This window comes from Streptomyces sp. NPDC048507 (assembly GCF_043199995.1).
Lineage (GTDB): Bacteria > Actinomycetota > Actinomycetes > Streptomycetales > Streptomycetaceae > Streptomyces.
The window spans coordinates 1-12,873 of the sequence record NZ_JBICWZ010000032.1 but is presented as its reverse complement, the minus strand read 5'-3'; the positions used below and the strand labels follow the sequence as shown (position 1 = coordinate 12,873).

Genomic DNA, 12,873 nt, shown 5'->3' with positions numbered 1-12,873 from the left:
CCCGCAAACACACCCGCACCCGCAAACGCACCCGCACCCGCAAACACCCCCGCACCCGCAACCACACCGACGAAGGGACACCCCGATGAGGGACATCCGCACCCGGGCCGTGCACGTGGCCCACGAGGCCGCCGCCCCCACCAGCCGGCCGCTGTCCGTGCCGCTCGTCCAGTCCTCCGCATTCGCCTTCGACTCCGCCGACGAACTCGCCCGCGCCATGGCCGGGCCCGACGGCGCGTACGTCTACGGCCGCCGCGGCAACCCGACCGTGCGCGCCCTGGAACGCACCCTCGCCGACCTGGAGGGCGGGGCGTCGGCCATCGCCTTCGCCTCCGGCATGGGCGCCATCAGCGGCGTCCTGCTCGCCCTGCTGCGCCCCGGCGACCACGTGATCGCGCAGCGGTGCCTGTACGGAGGCACGTACGCGGCGCTGGGCGATCTGACGGAGCGCTACGGCATCGAGGTCGCGTACACCGGCGGCGACGACCCGGCCGAGTTCGAGGCGCTCGCCGGACCGCGCACCAGGCTGCTCCTGCTGGAGACCATCGCCAACCCGACCGCACGGGTCCCGGACCTGCCCGGGCTGCTGGCCGCGGCCCGCCGGCTCGGGATCCGCAGCGCGGTGGACAACTCGCTCGCCTCGCCCGTCCTGTGCCGGCCCGTCGAACTCGGCGCCGACATCGTGCTCCACTCCACCACCAAGTACCTCGCCGGGCACTCCGACGTCATCGGCGGCGCGGCCGTCTTCGCCGATGACGCCCTGCGCCGCGAGGTGTGGCCGCGCACCGTCGAACTCGGCGCCAGCGCGGACCCGTTCGCCGCCTGGCTGACGCTGCGCGGGATCGCCACGCTGCCGCTGCGGATGCGCGCGCACTGCGCCAACGCCGCCCTGCTCGCCGAACGGCTGGCCGCGCACCCGGCGGTGACGGCCGTGCACTGGCCGTGGCTGGGATCGGACCCCCACGCCGCCCGGGCGCGCACGGTCCTCTCCGGCGGCGGCGGGCTGCTCTCCTTCGAGCTGGCGGGCGGCCGCGACGCCGGGCGGGCCTTCGTCGAGGGGGTCGGGGTGGCGCGCCTGGCGCTCTCCCTGGGCGGGGTGGAGACGCTGGTCACGCACCCCGCCAGCACCTCCCACCGGGAGCTGGACGAGGGTGCGTTGGCGCGGGCGGGCATCGGCACGGGTCTGGTGCGGATGTCGGTCGGCATCGAAGACCCCGAAGACCTGTGGCAGGACATAGAACAGGCACTGCGGTCTTCTTTTGGGTTGACAAAATAACCGGCAGATTCGTAGATTGGTTCACGCCAGAGAAACAACTCCTCTACGTCAAGGGGGGCGCGTGATGCGCTACTTCGAGGACTTCCGGACCGGTGACGTCCACGAGCTGGGCACCGTCACCGTCACCGCGGAAGAGGTGCTGGAGTTCGGCAGGCGCTTCGACCCGCAGCCCTTCCACACCGACCCGGAGCTGGCGGCGCAGACGCCGTTCGGCGGCCTCATCGCCAGCGGCTGGCACAGCGCCTCGATGTTCATGCGGCGCTACGTCGACGGGCTGCTCGCCTACAGCGCCTGTACCGGCTCGCCGGGTGTCGACGAGATCCGCTACCTGCGGCCCGTGCGCCCGGGGGACGTGCTCACGGCGCGGGTCGAGATCCTCGGCTCCCGCCCCTCGCCGTTCAATCCGGCCACCGGGGTCGTCCAGCCCAAGTGCACGCTGGTGGACCGCGACGGGAACGTCGTCTTCAGCATGATCCTGCACAGCATCTTCCAGCGGCGGCCCGCAGCCTCCGACGCCGCGCACCCCGCGTCGGCCTGCGCCGCGCAGGACCCCGTCGTCCGCGTCCGCTCCCTGGCCTGAACCACCGTCACGGGAGCGCCGCGCCCGCGGGCCGCCCCCGTGACACCCCGTCCCGTCCGCCGAAGTGAAGGGAGACCTCCCGTGGAGGCCGTATCCCGCACCGCCCAGTGGACCGCCGCAGCGCGGGCCCTGGAGACCGACCGCGAGGACCGGCTGTTCGCCGATCCGTACGCGCGCACCGTCGCCGACACCATCGGCTTCGACCTGCTCGACCGCTACGCCGGCGCCGGAACCGTACCGTTCCTCGCCATCCGCACCACCTACCTCGACCGGGCCATCGTCCGCGCCGTCGAGGACCACGGCATCCGCCAGGTCGTCTTCCTCGCCGCGGGCATGGACACCCGCTTCTTCCGGCTCCCGTGGCCCGACGGCGTCACCGTCTACGAGCTCGACCGCCCCGCCCTCCTGGAGGTCAAGGCGGACATGCTGGCCGGCGAGCCCGCCCCCGCCGGACGCACCCGCGTCACCGTCCCCGTCGACCTCACCGAAGACTGGACGGGCCCCCTGCGCGCCGCCGGCTGGAACCCCGCCGAGCCGGTGCTGTGGGTCGTCGAGGGCCTGCTCTTCTTCCTCCCCGAGCAGGCCGTGCGCCACCTCATCTCCACGCTCGCCGGCCAGTCCGCCCCCGGCTCGGTCCTCCTGGGCGACGTCATCAGCAAGGCCGCCCTGCAGAACCCGCTCTCCCGCGCCTTCCTGAACTGCCTGGAGGAGGACGGCAATCCGTGGCTGTTCGGCACGGAGACGCCCGAGGAGCTCCTGGCCGAATGCGGCTGGGACGTGCGCGAGGTCCGCCAGCCCGGCGAGTCCGGCGCCGACTTCGGCCGCTGGCCCTACCCCGTCCCGGCCCGCGCCGTGCCGCGCGTCCCGCGTTCCTTCCTGTTCACCTGTGACCTTCCGACCGCAGAGGTGAGAGCGGCATGAGCGGCACCCCCGAGTTCCACCAGCGCGTCATCAGCGACGCCGGCGCCGCCGTACGCGGCCTGACCGTCGCCCTCGGCGAACGCCTCGGCCTGTACCGGGCGCTCGCCGCATCCGGGCCGCTGACCCCCGCCGCGCTCGCCGCCGCCGCCGGGATCGACGCCCGGTACGCCGAGGAGTGGCTGCACGCCCAGCTGAGCGCCGGGTACGTCGTACGCGACGGGCAGGCCGACACCTACGCCCTGCCCGCCGAGCACGCCCCCGTCCTCGCCGACCCGGACGCCGTCACCTACGCCGCCGGGTTCTTCACCGCCCTCAAGGCCCTGTACGCCACCGAGGACCTCCTCGTCGACGCCTACCGCAGCGGCGACGGCGTCGGCTGGGCGGAGCACGACCCGGCCCTCGACACCGGCATGGGCAGCTTCTTCCAGCCGACCTACGAGCACCGCCTCGTCCCCGACTGGCTGCCCGCCCTCACCGGGGTCACCGGCAAGCTCGCCGCGGGCGGCACCGTCGCCGACGTCGGCTGCGGCGTCGGCCACACCACCCTGCTCATCGCCAAGGCCTTCCCCGAGGCGACCGTCCACGGCTTCGACTACTCGGAAGAGGCCATCTCGCTGGCCCGCCAGCTCGCCGAGGAGGCCGGCCTCTCCGACCGCGTCGTCTTCGACGTCGCCGCCGCCGACGACTACCCCGGCACCGGCTACGACCTCGTCACCTTCTTCAACGCCCTGCACGACATGGGCGACCCGGTCTCCGCCGCCCAGCACGTCCACAAGTCCCTGGACGCCGACGGCACCTGGATGCTCGTCGAGTCGAACGTCTCGCCCGCCGACATCGACACCCAGACGCCCGCCGCCCGCATGTTCATGGCCCTGTCCGCCGTGATGTGCCTGCCCGTGGCCGTCGCCCAGCGCGGACCCCACGCCCTCGGGAACCACTCCGGCGAGCAGGCCTTCCGCGCCATCGCCGAGGAAGCCGGCTTCACCCGCTGGCGCCGCGCCACCGAGACCCCCGTCAACGCCGTGTACGAAGTCCGGCCGTAGACCCGGTCCGCGTCGCCCGTCCGGCCCGGCGCCCCCACCATCCCACCCCGAGGAGACACCATGGGCGTCAGCGCCCCCCTGCCGGTCAGCGACCGGTTCCTGGAAGTCCTGGAACGCCTGAGCTCCCGTTCCATCGAGGAGTACTACAACCCGTACCAGCAGTTCGACTGGCCCGAGAAGCTCGACGAGGGCCGCATGTGGATGACCCCCGAGCTGCTCACCGTCTACGGCACCCCCTTCTACGAGGAGCTCGGCGAGGAGACCATCCAGCGCCTCTCCAAGTGGGAGAGCATCAACTTCTACAGCCTCAACGTGCACGGCATCCGCGAACTGCTCATCGAGGTCGTCGGCCGCATCCACATGCCGGGCTTCGAAGTGCCGTCCGACTTCTTCCACCACTTCATCGGTGAGGAGAACGAGCACATGTGGTTCTTCGCCGAGTTCTGCCGCCGCTACGGCGACAAGATCTACGGCTCCACCGCCCTGCGCGCCGACTCCGCCTGGGAGCCGGAGGTCGAGAACTTCCTCGTCTTCGCCCGCATCCTGTTCTTCGAGGAGCTCGTCGACCACTACAACACCCGGATGGCGCGCGACGCGTCGCTCTGCCACACCATCCGCGAGGTCAACCGCATCCACCACCAGGACGAGTCCCGGCACATCGCCTTCGGCCGCGAACTGGTCTCCCTGCTCTTCGCCCGCATGCGGGAGGCGGTCCCCGCCAGCCGCGTCGCCGAGGTCGAGGCCTACCTCAAGCGGTACGTGGTCTACAGCATCAACTCCCTCTACAACCCGCACGTCTACCGCGACGCCGGCATCGCCGACCCGATCGCCCTGCGCAACGCGCTGGTCGCCGACGAACGCCGCCGCCCCTTCGAGCGCAAGACCATCCGCAAACCCCTCGGCTTCTTCCTGAAGACCGGGATCTTCACGGACGACGTACTGCCCGTCGTCTGAGAGGGCCGACCGCCGTCCGAGAGGTGATCCCCCCATGACCGTCACGACCACCGCGAGCGCCGCACAGCCCGCCGCGCGCGAGAGCACCGCCCCGTCGACCACGGGCCTGCCGTCCCTGGGCCCCGAGGGCACCGCCCTGCTGCGGCTGCTCGACGACACCTTCGAGAGCTGGGGCGTGGGCGCGGGCGCCCGGCCGATGACCATGCCCCCGCTGCTGCCCGCCGCCGACCTGGCCCGGCTCGACTACTACGACAACTTCCCCCACCAGGCCGTCGTCGCCGCCCCGCTGAACCTGGACGTCCGGGAGACCAGCGAATTCTGTACCGACACCGGCTGCTTCCCCTGCGACGCCCTGGAGCCGGCCGCCCTCGGCCTGCCCTCCGCGTCCTGCTACGCCGTCTACATCGACCACCAGGGCCGCCCGGCCGCCGACGACGAACTCGTCACCGTGGTCGGATGGTGCTTCCGCAAGGAAACCCACTACGAGGGACTGCGCCGCCAACTCGGCTTCCGCATGCGGGAGATCGTCGCCATCGGCACCCGCGAGCACGCCGAGGCGCACCTCGCCGCCTTCACCGCGCGGATCAACGCCTTCGCCGAGGCCCTGGACCTGCCGCTGCGCCGGGAAGCCGCCTGCGACCCCTTCTTCGACAAGGGCAGCTCCAAGGCGGTCCTCCAGCGCCTGACCCCGGTCAAGCACGAGTTCCTGTACGAGGACCTCGCCATCGCCTCGGTCAACACCCACCGCAACTTCTTCGGCGACCGCTGCGACATCCCGCTCGCCTCCGGCGGCGGACCGGCGTTCACCAGCTGCGTCGCCTTCGGCCTGGAGCGCTGGCTCTCGGCCCTCACCCGGCGCCACGGCAGCTGGGAGGCGGCGACCGCCGCGGTGCGCGCCGCGGGCGCGGCGGGTCCGGCGGTCTGAGGTGCCGACCCGACCCGTCGCCCCGCCGGCGGGCGGCATGGGCTGGGCGAACCTCGGCATGGACATCGTGTCCGTCACCCGTGTCCGCCGGCTCCTCGGCCTCTACGGCGAGGACTTCTTCCAGCGCATGCTCACCCCCGGCGAACTCGCCGACTGCCACACCTCCGCCAAGCTCGACGTACTGAGCCTGTGCGGACGGATCGCCGCCAAGGAGGCGGCGTTCAAGACCCTCCGCGTCGGAGCCGTGTTCCTGCCCTGGCTGGACATCGTCGTACGGCGCTCCGAAGGCGGCTGGCCGCTCGTCGAACTGCGCGGCTCCGCGGCCGAGATGGCCGCCGCGTCCGGCATCGCCGCGATCACCGTGACGATCAGCCACGACGTGGACTACGCGGTCGCCGTCGCCGCCCCGGTCCTGGGGGACGCCGACCCGCCGGGACCGCCCGCACCGCCGGCCGCACCCTCCGCGGCGGCCGGCACCCCACCCACCCAGCACACTCCAAGGAGAGACACCATGTCCGAAGGTCTGCAGCTCGTGAAGAACTGGCTCCTCGCCCGCCACGAGGAGCTGGAGGACATCGCCCCCGACCTGGACCTCATCGAGACCCGGCTCATCGACTCGCTGTCCTTCGTCGAGTTCGTCTTCCTGCTGGAACAGCACAGCGGCCGGGCGATCCAGATGGAGACCCTCGAGGTCGACGAGATCCGCACCCTCGACGCCATCGAGACCCACTTCTTCACCGCCCGGACGGTGCAGGCATGAGCAAGCGCCTGTTCACCTCGGAGTCCGTGACCGAGGGCCACCCCGACAAGATCGCCGACCGGATCAGCGACACCGTCCTGGACGCGCTGCTGCGCGAGGACCCGGCCTCCCGCGTGGCCGTCGAGACGCTCATCACCACCGGCCAGGTCCACATCGCCGGCGAGGTCACCACGACCGCCTACGCGCCGATCGCCGAACTCGTCCGCGGCGCCATCCTCGACATCGGCTACGACTCCTCGAAGAAGGGCTTCGACGGCGCCTCCTGCGGCGTGTCGGTGTCCATCGGCGCCCAGTCCCCGGACATCGCACAGGGCGTCGACACCGCCTACGAGCAGCGCGTCGAGGGCGCCGCCGAGGCCGAGACCGGCGACGACCTCGACCGGCAGGGCGCCGGCGACCAGGGCCTGATGTTCGGCTACGCCTGCGACGAGACGCCCGCCCTGATGCCGCTGCCGATCCACCTGGCGCACCGGCTCTCCCGCCGCCTGACGCAGGTCCGCAAGGACGGCATCGTCCCCTACCTGCGCCCCGACGGGAAGACGCAGGTCACCATCGAGTACGACGGGGACCAGCCCGTCCGCCTCGACACCGTGGTCGTCTCCTCGCAGCACGCGTCCGACATCGACCTGGACTCGCTGCTCACCCCCGACATCCGCGAGTTCGTCGTCGAACACGTCCTCGCGGAACTGGAGGCCGACGGCATCAAGCTGGTGACCGAGGGCTACCGGCTGCTGGTGAACCCGACCGGCCGCTTCGAGATCGGCGGCCCGATGGGCGACGCCGGCCTCACCGGCCGCAAGATCATCATCGACACCTACGGCGGCATGGCCCGCCACGGTGGCGGCGCCTTCTCCGGCAAGGACCCGTCCAAGGTCGACCGGTCCGCCGCCTACGCCATGCGCTGGGTCGCCAAGAACGTCGTCGCCGCCGGTCTCGCCGCGCGCTGCGAGGTCCAGGTCGCGTACGCCATCGGCAAGGCCGAGCCCGTCGGTCTGTTCGTGGAGACCTTCGGCACCGGCACCCTCCCCGACGAGCGCATCCAGGAGGCCGTGACCAGCGTCTTCGACCTGCGCCCGGCCGCGATCATCCGCGACCTCGACCTGCTGCGGCCGATCTACGCCCAGACCGCCGCCTACGGCCACTTCGGCCGCGAGCTGGCGGACTTCACCTGGGAGCGCACCGACCGCGTCCACGCCCTGCGCCAGGCCGCCGGGATCTGAGATGCGCATCGCTGTCACGGGATCCATCGCGACCGATCACCTGCTGACCTTCCCCGGCCGGTTCGCCGAGCAGCTGCTGGCGGACCGGCTGGACCGGGTCTCCCTTTCGTTCCTCGCCGACGGACTGGACGTGCGGCGCGGCGGCGTGGCGGCGAACATCGCCTTCGGCCTGGGCGTGCTGGGCCTGCGCCCACTGCTGGTGGGCGCGGTCGGCGCCGACTTCGAGCCGTACCGGGTGTGGCTGAAGGACCACGGAGTCGACACCGAGCCCGTCCGCGTGAGCGAAACCCTCCACACGGCCCGCTTCGTCTGCACCACGGACGCCGACCAGAACCAGATCGCCACCTTCTACGCGGGCGCCATGGCCGAGGCCCGCGAGATCGACCTGCGGGAGGTCGTCGCCCGCTGCGGGCGCCCCGACCTGGTGCTGATCTCGCCCGACGACCCCGCGGCCATGCTCCGCCACACGGCCGCCTGCCGGGAGCTGGGCCTGCCCTTCGCCTCCGACCCCTCGCAGCAACTGGCCCGGCTCACCCGGGACGAGGTGCGGGAGCTGATCGACGGCGCCGGCCGGCTGTTCACCAACGAGTACGAGTCCGCCCTGCTGTGCGAGCGCTCCGGCCTGACCGAGGCGGAGGTCCTGGACCGCGTCGGTTCCTGGGTCACCACCCACGGCGAGGCCGGCGTACGGATCAGCGCCGCGGGCCGGGCACCGCTGACCGTCCCCGCCGTGCAGGTCGGGCAGGTCGTCGACCCCACCGGCGTCGGCGACGCCTTCCGGGCCGGATTCCTCGCCGGGACGGCCCGGGGGGTGCCCGAGCGGTACGCGGCCCAGCTGGGCTGCGCCGTCGCGGCGACCGTACTCGGCCACACGGGCACCCAGGAGTACCGGCTCTCCCGGACGTCCCTGGCGGCCCGGCTGCGGGCGGCGTACGGCCCGGCGAGCGAAACGGAACTGTCCGCATGTCTGAGGGGGATGCGATGAGGCGCTCACTGCGCGCGGAACTCGCGACCCGCGTGGTGGTCGCGGACGGGGCGATGGGCACGATGCTCCAGGCCGCCGACCCGACGGACGAGGACTTCCTGGGGCTGGAGGGCTGCAACGAGGTCCTCAACCTCACCCGCCCCGACATCGTCCGTTCCGTGCACGACGCGTACTTCGCGGTGGGCGTGGACTGCGTCGAGACCAACACCTTCGGCACGAACCTGTCCGCCCTCGCCGAGTACGGGGTGGAGGAGCAGGTCTACGAGCTCTCCGAGGCCGGTGCCCGCATCGCCCGCGAGTCCGCGGACGCGTTCACCGCCCGGGACGGCCGGCCCCGCTGGGTCCTCGGCTCCATGGGCCCGGGCACCAAGCTCCCCACCCTGGGGCACGTGGGGTATGAACCCCTGCGCGAGGCCTACCAGCAGAACGCCGAGGGCCTGATCCGCGGTGGCGCGGACGCCCTGCTGGTGGAGACGACCCAGGACCTGCTCCAGACCAAGGCCGCCGTCATCGGCGCGCGGCGGGCGCTGGACTGGTGCGGGATGGGGGACTTGCCCCTGATCGTGCAGGTCACGGTCGAAGCGACCGGCACGATGCTGCTGGGTTCCGAGATCGGGGCGGCGCTGACCGCGCTGGAGCCGCTCGGCATCGACATGATCGGCCTGAACTGCGCCACGGGCCCGGCCGAGATGAGCGAGCACCTGCGCTACCTGGCGCGCAACGCCCGCATCCCGATCTCCTGCATGCCGAACGCCGGTCTGCCCGTCCTGACCAAGCAGGGCGCGCACTACCCGCTCAGCGCCCCCGAGCTGGCGGACGCGCAGGAGACCTTCGTCCGTGAGTACGGGCTCTCCCTGGTCGGCGGCTGCTGCGGCACGACTCCGGAGCACCTGCGGCAGGTGGTGGAGCGGGTGCGCGGTACGGCCGTCACCGGGCGCACCCCCCAGCCCGAGCCCGGCGCCGCCTCCCTCTACCAGACGGTGCCGTTCCGGCAGGACACCTCCTACATGGCGATCGGTGAGCGGACGAACGCGAACGGGTCGAAGAAGTTCCGTGAGGCCATGCTGGAGGCGCGTTGGGACGACTGTGTGGAGATGGCCCGGGACCAGATCCGTGAGGGCGCGCACATGCTGGACCTGTGTGTGGATTATGTGGGCCGTGATGGTGTCGCGGACATGGAGGAGCTGGCGGGGCGGTTCGCGACGGCTTCCACGTTGCCGATCGTGCTGGACTCGACCGAGGTTCCGGTGATCCGGGCGGGTCTGGAGAAGCTGGGTGGCCGGGCGGTCATCAACTCGGTGAACTACGAGGACGGTGACGGTCCGGATTCGCGTTTCGCGAAGGTCACGCGGCTGGCTCAGGAGCACGGTGCCGCGCTGATCGCGCTGACCATCGACGAGGAGGGGCAGGCCCGCACGGTCGAGCACAAGGTGGCCATCGCGGAGCGGCTCATCGATGATCTGACGGGCAACTGGGGGATCCTTGAGTCGGACGTCCTCATCGACACGCTGACCTTCACGATCTGTACCGGTCAGGAGGAGTCCCGCAGGGACGGGATCGCCACGATCGAGGCGATCCGTGAGCTCAAGCGGCGTCACCCGGACGTGCAGACCACCCTGGGCCTGTCGAACATCTCCTTCGGTCTCAATCCGGCCGCCCGGGTCCTGCTCAACTCGGTGTTCCTCGACGAGTGTGTGAAGGCCGGCCTGGACTCGGCGATCGTCCACGCCTCCAAGATCCTGCCGATCGCCCGGTTCGACGAGGAGCAGGTCACCACCGCCCTGGACCTGATCTATGACCGGCGCGAGGGCGACTACGACCCGCTGCAGAAGCTGATGGCCCTCTTCGAGGGCGTCAACACCAAGTCCCTGAAGGCCGGCCGCGCCGAGGAACTCCTCGCCCTGCCGCTGGACGAGCGGTTGCAGCGCCGCATCATCGACGGCGAGAAGAACGGCCTGGAGCGTGATCTGGACGAGGCGTTGCAGACCCGTCCCGCCCTCGACATCGTCAACGACACCCTGCTGGAGGGCATGAAGGTCGTCGGCGAGCTGTTCGGTTCCGGGCAGATGCAGCTGCCGTTCGTGCTGCAGTCCGCCGAGGTGATGAAGACGGCCGTGGCGCATCTCGAACCGCACATGGAGAAGACCGACGACGAGGGCAAGGGCACGATCGTGCTGGCCACCGTCCGCGGTGACGTCCATGACATCGGCAAGAACCTCGTCGACATCATCCTCACCAACAACGGCTACAACGTCGTCAACATCGGCATCAAGCAGCCGGTCTCCGCGATCCTCGAAGCCGCGCAGGAGCACAAGGCCGACGTGATCGGCATGTCCGGCCTGCTCGTGAAGTCGACGGTGATCATGAAGGAGAACCTGGAGGAGCTCAACCAGCGCAAGCTGGCCGCCGACTACCCCGTCATCCTCGGCGGCGCCGCCCTCACCCGCGCCTACGTCGAACAGGACCTCCACGAAATCTACGAAGGCGAAGTCCGCTACGCCCGCGACGCCTTCGAAGGCCTGCGCCTCATGGACGCCCTGATGGGCATCAAGCGCGCGGTCCCCGGCGCCGCCCTCCCGCCCCTCAAGCAGCGCCGCGTGCCCGCCCGGGCCGCCCTCGTCGAGGTCCGGGAACCGGAACGGACCGGGCGCTCCGACGTGGCCGCCGACCACCCGGTGCCGGAGCCGCCCTTCCTCGGGACCCGCGTCGTCAAGGGCATCCCGCTCAAGGAGTACGCGGGCTGGCTCGACGAGCAGGCGCTCTTCAAGGGCCAGTGGGGCATGAAGGGCGCCGAGTCGATCGAGAGCGAGGGCCGTCCCCGCCTGCGCGGCTGGCTCGAACGCCTGCACACCTCGCACCTGCTCGAAGCGGCCGTGGTCCACGGCTACTTCCGCTGCGTGTCCAAGGGCGACGACCTGATCGTCCTCGACGAGGACGGGGGCGAGCGGACCCGGTTCACCTTCCCGCGCCAGAGCCGCGGCCGCCGGCTCTGCCTCGCCGACTTCGTCCGCCCCGAGGAGTCCGGCGGGACCGACGTCGTCGGCTTCCAGGTCGTCACCGTCGGCAGCCGCATCGGCGAGGAGACGGCCCGCCTCTTCGCGGCCGACGCCTACCGCGACTACATGGAGCTGCACGGGCTCTCCGTCCAGCTCGCCGAGGCCCTCGCCGAGTACTGGCACGCCCGCGTCCGCGCCGAACTCGGCATCGCGGGCGCCGATCCGGACTCCGTCGACGGCATGTTCCGTACGGAGTACCAGGGCTGCCGCTACTCCCTCGGCTACCCGGCCTGCCCGGAGCTGGCCGACCGGGCGAAGATCGCCGAGCTGCTGCGGCCGGAGCGGATCGGCGTCCACCTCTCGGAGGAGTTCCAGCTCCACCCCGAGCAGTCCACCGACGCGATCGTCATGCACCACCCCGAGGCCACCTACTTCAACGCCGGGGGCCGCAGATGACCTCCGGCGCCGCACACCTCCAAGGAGCACGACCCATGCCTGCCGAGTTCACGGACTTCAAGGTCGCCGACCTCTCCCTCGCCGCCTTCGGGCGCAAGGAGATCACCCTCGCCGAGCACGAGATGCCCGGCCTGATGTCCATCCGCCGGGAGTACGCCGCCGCGCAGCCGCTCGCCGGCGCCCGCATCACCGGCTCCCTGCACATGACGGTGCAGACCGCCGTCCTGATCGAGACGCTCGTCGCCCTCGGCGCCGACGTCCGCTGGGTGTCGTGCAACATCTACTCCACCCAGGACCACGCGGCCGCCGCCGTCGCCGCCGCGGGCATCCCCGTCTTCGCCTGGAAGGGCGAGACGCTGGAGGAGTACTGGTGGTGCACCGAACAGGCGCTGACCTGGCCCGGCCACGCCGGTCCGAACATGATCCTCGACGACGGCGGGGACGCGACGCTCCTGGTCCACAAGGGCGTCGAGTACCAGAAGGCCGGCGCCGTCCCGGACCCCTCGACCGCCGAGAACGAGGAGATCGCGCTGGTCCTGGCCCTCCTGGCCAAGACCTCCATCGACTGGAACGCGCTCGCCTCCGGGATCCGCGGCGTGACGGAGGAGACCACCACCGGTGTCCACCGCCTCTACGAGATGCACCGGGCCGGCGAGCTCCTCTTCCCGGCGATCAACGTGAACGACGCGGTGACGAAGTCGAAGTTCGACAACAAGTACGGCTGCCGCCACTCGCTGATCGACGGCATCAACCGTGC

11 protein-coding genes are annotated in these 12,873 nt (G+C 71.4%); all 11 read left to right on the top strand.

Annotated features, from left to right (window positions below; all coding sequences use genetic code 11):
• Positions 1-85 precede the first annotated feature (85 nt).
• Positions 86-1,276, top strand: a complete 1,191-nt coding sequence (locus tag ACGFXC_RS36825; RefSeq protein WP_393719299.1) for a trans-sulfuration enzyme family protein — start codon at positions 86-88, stop codon at positions 1,274-1,276.
• A 64-nt stretch (positions 1,277-1,340) separates the two neighbouring features.
• Complete coding sequence (locus ACGFXC_RS36820) at positions 1,341-1,856, top strand: MaoC family dehydratase (protein ID WP_393719298.1); 516 nt, start codon at positions 1,341-1,343, stop codon at positions 1,854-1,856.
• Between the two features lie 81 nt (positions 1,857-1,937).
• Positions 1,938-2,777: a class I SAM-dependent methyltransferase gene (locus ACGFXC_RS36815; RefSeq protein WP_393719297.1), complete on the top strand. Its 840-nt coding sequence runs from the start codon at positions 1,938-1,940 to the stop codon at positions 2,775-2,777.
• The gene (locus tag ACGFXC_RS36810; protein WP_393719296.1) at positions 2,774-3,820 is read left to right on the top strand and encodes a class I SAM-dependent methyltransferase; all 1,047 of its coding nucleotides are present in this window, start codon (positions 2,774-2,776) and stop codon (positions 3,818-3,820) included. Before ACGFXC_RS36815 ends, ACGFXC_RS36810 begins: the two co-directional genes overlap by 4 nt.
• Positions 3,821-3,880: 60 nt before the next feature.
• Positions 3,881-4,774, top strand: a complete 894-nt coding sequence (locus tag ACGFXC_RS36805; RefSeq protein WP_393719295.1) for a diiron oxygenase — start codon at positions 3,881-3,883, stop codon at positions 4,772-4,774.
• Between the two features lie 34 nt (positions 4,775-4,808).
• Positions 4,809-5,699, top strand: coding sequence for a hypothetical protein (locus tag ACGFXC_RS36800; RefSeq protein WP_393719294.1), 891 nt, complete (start codon positions 4,809-4,811; stop codon positions 5,697-5,699).
• A gap of 1 nt (position 5,700) precedes the next feature.
• On the top strand, positions 5,701-6,459 hold the full coding sequence (acpS, locus tag ACGFXC_RS36795; protein WP_393719293.1) for a holo-ACP synthase: 759 nt from the start codon (positions 5,701-5,703) through the stop codon (positions 6,457-6,459).
• Positions 6,456-7,679 (top strand): methionine adenosyltransferase, encoded by a 1,224-nt coding sequence (metK, locus tag ACGFXC_RS36790; protein WP_393719292.1) that lies wholly within the window; start codon positions 6,456-6,458, stop codon positions 7,677-7,679. Before acpS ends, metK begins: the two co-directional genes overlap by 4 nt.
• Before the next feature lies 1 nt (position 7,680).
• The gene (locus ACGFXC_RS36785; protein WP_393719291.1) at positions 7,681-8,664 is read left to right on the top strand and encodes a carbohydrate kinase family protein; all 984 of its coding nucleotides are present in this window, start codon (positions 7,681-7,683) and stop codon (positions 8,662-8,664) included.
• The gene (gene metH / locus ACGFXC_RS36780; RefSeq protein ID WP_393719290.1) at positions 8,661-12,116 is read left to right on the top strand and encodes a methionine synthase; all 3,456 of its coding nucleotides are present in this window, start codon (positions 8,661-8,663) and stop codon (positions 12,114-12,116) included. Before ACGFXC_RS36785 ends, metH begins: the two co-directional genes overlap by 4 nt.
• 35 nt (positions 12,117-12,151) lie before the next feature.
• Positions 12,152-12,873: adenosylhomocysteinase (locus tag ACGFXC_RS36775; protein ID WP_393719289.1), on the top strand; the 722-nt coding region annotated here is incomplete at its 3' end.

Bases quoted from the DNA above. Each gene is read 5' to 3' on its own strand.
- ACGFXC_RS36825 (WP_393719299.1), top strand. From the start codon at position 86: ATGAGGGACATCCGCACCCGGGCCGTGCACGTGGCCCACGAGGCCGCC.
- ACGFXC_RS36820 (WP_393719298.1), top strand. From the start codon at position 1,341: ATGCGCTACTTCGAGGACTTCCGGACCGGTGACGTCCACGAGCTGGGC.
- ACGFXC_RS36810 (WP_393719296.1), top strand. From the start codon at position 2,774: ATGAGCGGCACCCCCGAGTTCCACCAGCGCGTCATCAGCGACGCCGGC.
- ACGFXC_RS36805 (WP_393719295.1), top strand. From the start codon at position 3,881: ATGGGCGTCAGCGCCCCCCTGCCGGTCAGCGACCGGTTCCTGGAAGTC.
- ACGFXC_RS36800 (WP_393719294.1), top strand. From the start codon at position 4,809: ATGACCGTCACGACCACCGCGAGCGCCGCACAGCCCGCCGCGCGCGAG.
- metK (WP_393719292.1), top strand. From the start codon at position 6,456: ATGAGCAAGCGCCTGTTCACCTCGGAGTCCGTGACCGAGGGCCACCCC.
- ACGFXC_RS36785 (WP_393719291.1), top strand. From the start codon at position 7,681: ATGCGCATCGCTGTCACGGGATCCATCGCGACCGATCACCTGCTGACC.
- metH (WP_393719290.1), top strand. From the start codon at position 8,661: ATGAGGCGCTCACTGCGCGCGGAACTCGCGACCCGCGTGGTGGTCGCG.